At 67.2% G+C, this 2,500-nt stretch carries 3 protein-coding genes; 1 reads left to right on the top strand and 2 read right to left on the bottom strand.

The window, feature by feature from the left end; all coding sequences use genetic code 11:
• On the bottom strand, positions 1-707 hold a 707-nt coding region (locus tag QOJ24_RS19560; protein WP_526264208.1), incomplete at its 3' end, for a fumarylacetoacetate hydrolase family protein.
• Between the two features lie 3 nt (positions 708-710).
• Positions 711-1,094, bottom strand: a complete 384-nt coding sequence (locus tag QOJ24_RS19565) for a nuclear transport factor 2 family protein (protein WP_526264210.1) — start codon at positions 1,092-1,094, stop codon at positions 711-713.
• A gap of 132 nt (positions 1,095-1,226) precedes the next feature.
• Here QOJ24_RS19565 and QOJ24_RS19570 point away from each other — a divergent pair, with 132 nt between their 5' ends.
• A complete protein-coding gene (locus QOJ24_RS19570) occupies positions 1,227-2,339 on the top strand; it encodes an amidohydrolase family protein (protein WP_526264212.1) in 1,113 nt (370 codons plus the stop codon).
• The last annotated feature ends 161 nt before the right edge of the window (positions 2,340-2,500 follow it).

Raw genomic sequence — 2,500 nt, forward strand, 5'->3', positions numbered from 1 at the left:
CCTGGAGAGCCGGTGAGAATCACGTCGCCGGGGTGCAGCGTGACGGTCTTGGACACCGTGGCGACGACCTCGGGTATCCCGAAGATGAGCTCGTCGGTATTGGCCTTCTGGCGCAGCTCGCCGTTGACCGTCGTCGTGACCGACAACGACCCCCGCGCCTCGTCACCAGTGATCAGTCCGGGACCGAGCGGCTTGAACGACGGGAAGGTCTTCGCCGACGTGAAGTCTCCGTTGGCCGCCCCCGCCATCTGCACGTCCCGGGCGCTCACATCGTTGGCCGCCGTGACCCCGGCGATGAAGGTCCAGGCCGACGCCGGGTCGACATCGCGGGCCTCTCGACCGATGACGATGGCGACCTCGCCCTCGTAGTCCACCCGCTCCGGCGCCTCGGCCGGCAGCACGATCGGCGTCTCCGGCCCTGCCGCGGCGCGATCGACGCGATCGCTGGCGAAGAACATGATCGCGTCGGGGACCGGATAACCGATCTCCTCGACATGCGAGCGGTAGTTAAGCCCGACGATCACGATCTGCGCCGGCACCGTCGGGGCGAGCAGCACCGCGTCGGACAACGCGACACGCTCCCGCTCCGGTGCGTCGGAGAGAGCGTCGGACATGGCCCACTCGACGACGTCGGCCGCCCCGTCAAGGACCACCAGCTCGTCGCCGTCGCGGCGGGCCGCCCCCAAGGTCGTCTGGAAGAGCTGCACGGGCTAGGCCGCCGTCGCGTCGAAGACGGGCGTCATGGTGCGGGACGCCAGGCACCAGCCGTCCCGCGTCCGGGCCCAGCGGTCGACGAAGTCAACGACCATGCGGGTGGTGACGTCTGCGCCCTCCTCGCGGCGATGAACGCACACCACGAAGGCGATGTCGACGGCATCGCCTTCGACACCGAGGACCTGGAGGTTGCTCCAAAGATGCCGCGACGTGTGCCGCGCCGCGACCCGGAGGGTCATCACCTGCGTGAACTGCTCCAGGTCGAGGTCGGTCCCCGGGGCGTGTAACACGAACCCTTCCGCGCACAGCTTCGGCACCCGATCGGCCTCGCCATGGTCGACCCAGGCGAAGGACTGGCTGAGGAGCTGCTCGAGCTCCATGCGCACGGACGGTTCAATTGGCATTGACATTGACATGCGTGTGAGCCTATATGTGCTAGTAACACGCAGTCAAGAGTTACTTGCATAACGATGAGGTGGGGCCGGCGGGAATGTCGACGAGGAGGATCTGACGTGAGTCCACAGAGCGGGCAGCAGGTCGTGATGGACGCAGACGCCCACGTCATGGAGCCGATCGAGCTCTGGAACGACTACCTCGAGGACCGGTTTCGCGAACGGGGCCCGCGGTTTGCCCCCACCGAGCGAGGGCTGAACGCCTTCCTCGTCGATGACCAGCTCATCGGGGCGGCGGCGTTCGAGCTGGGACGTGCCGCGTCCACGCTCGCTCGTGAACGACCGCCGACCCGGCATGCCACCATCGACGGTCGGTTGGCCGACATGGACAGCGAGGGCATCACTGCCGCAGTGCTCTTCCCGTCGATAGGCCTGTACCTGGGCGAGGTGCGCGACCCCGTCCTCCTCGCCGCGCTGTGCAGGGCGTACAACAACTGGCTGGCTGATGAGTGCGCTCAAGGACAGGATCGTCTCTACGGCGCAGCACTGCTCCCGCTGGCGGACATCGACGCGGCGGTCACAGAGCTCGAGCGTGTCATCGACCGTCACGGCGCCAACGTGGTGATGGTGCGGCCGAACCCGGCGAACGGTCGGCCTCTGCACCACCCCGCCTACGACCGCTTATGGGAGCGGGCTGCGGCGGCCGATGTCGCCATCGCCGTCCACGAAGGCTGGAGCGCCGGGGTGCCGACCCTCGGCTCCGATCGATTCGACAACTCGGCGATCGAGCACGCCCTGTCGCATCCGTTCGAGCAGATGGCCGCCTGTGCCGGATTGATCCTGACAGGTGTGCTCGAGCGGCATCCGGCGCTCCGCGTCGGGTTCCTGGAGTCGGGCGGCGGGTGGGTGCCGTACCTGCTGCACAGGATGGACGAGCACTTCGAGATGTGGCCGTCCTTCATGTCGAAGGTCACGTTGAAGCCCAGCGAATACTTCGTCCGCCAATGCTTCGTCTCGATCGATCCTCAAGAGCCCCACATCGATCCGCTGGTTGCCGCGATCGGTGACGAGAGCATCGTGTGGGCGACCGACTACCCGCATGCCGACTCGGTCTTCCCCGGCGCGGTCGACCTGCTGAGACGCGGGATGGAGGGGCTGTCGCTGGTATCGCAGGAACGAATCCTCGGCTTCAACGCACAGCGCTTCTTCGGCATCAAGGTCCCCGGGACCTGACGGGGCCAGACTGGAAGCGATGGCAGAAGGCAGCACGCCGCGGGCACCGATGAGGCTTCGGGGACTTCGAACCACGGAGCTGCTCGTCGACGAGCTGCGTCGAACGGTCGTCGACGGCGAGGTCGGCGAGTATCTGCCGCCCGAGCGCGTGCTCGCCGAGC

Source organism: Mycobacterium sp. (assembly GCF_032159775.1).
In the GTDB taxonomy this organism is placed as follows: domain Bacteria; phylum Actinomycetota; class Actinomycetes; order Mycobacteriales; family Mycobacteriaceae; genus Mycobacterium.

Bases quoted from the DNA above. Each gene is read 5' to 3' on its own strand.
- QOJ24_RS19565 (WP_526264210.1), bottom strand. From the start codon at position 1,094: ATGGAGCTCGAGCAGCTCCTCAGCCAGTCCTTCGCCTGGGTCGACCAT.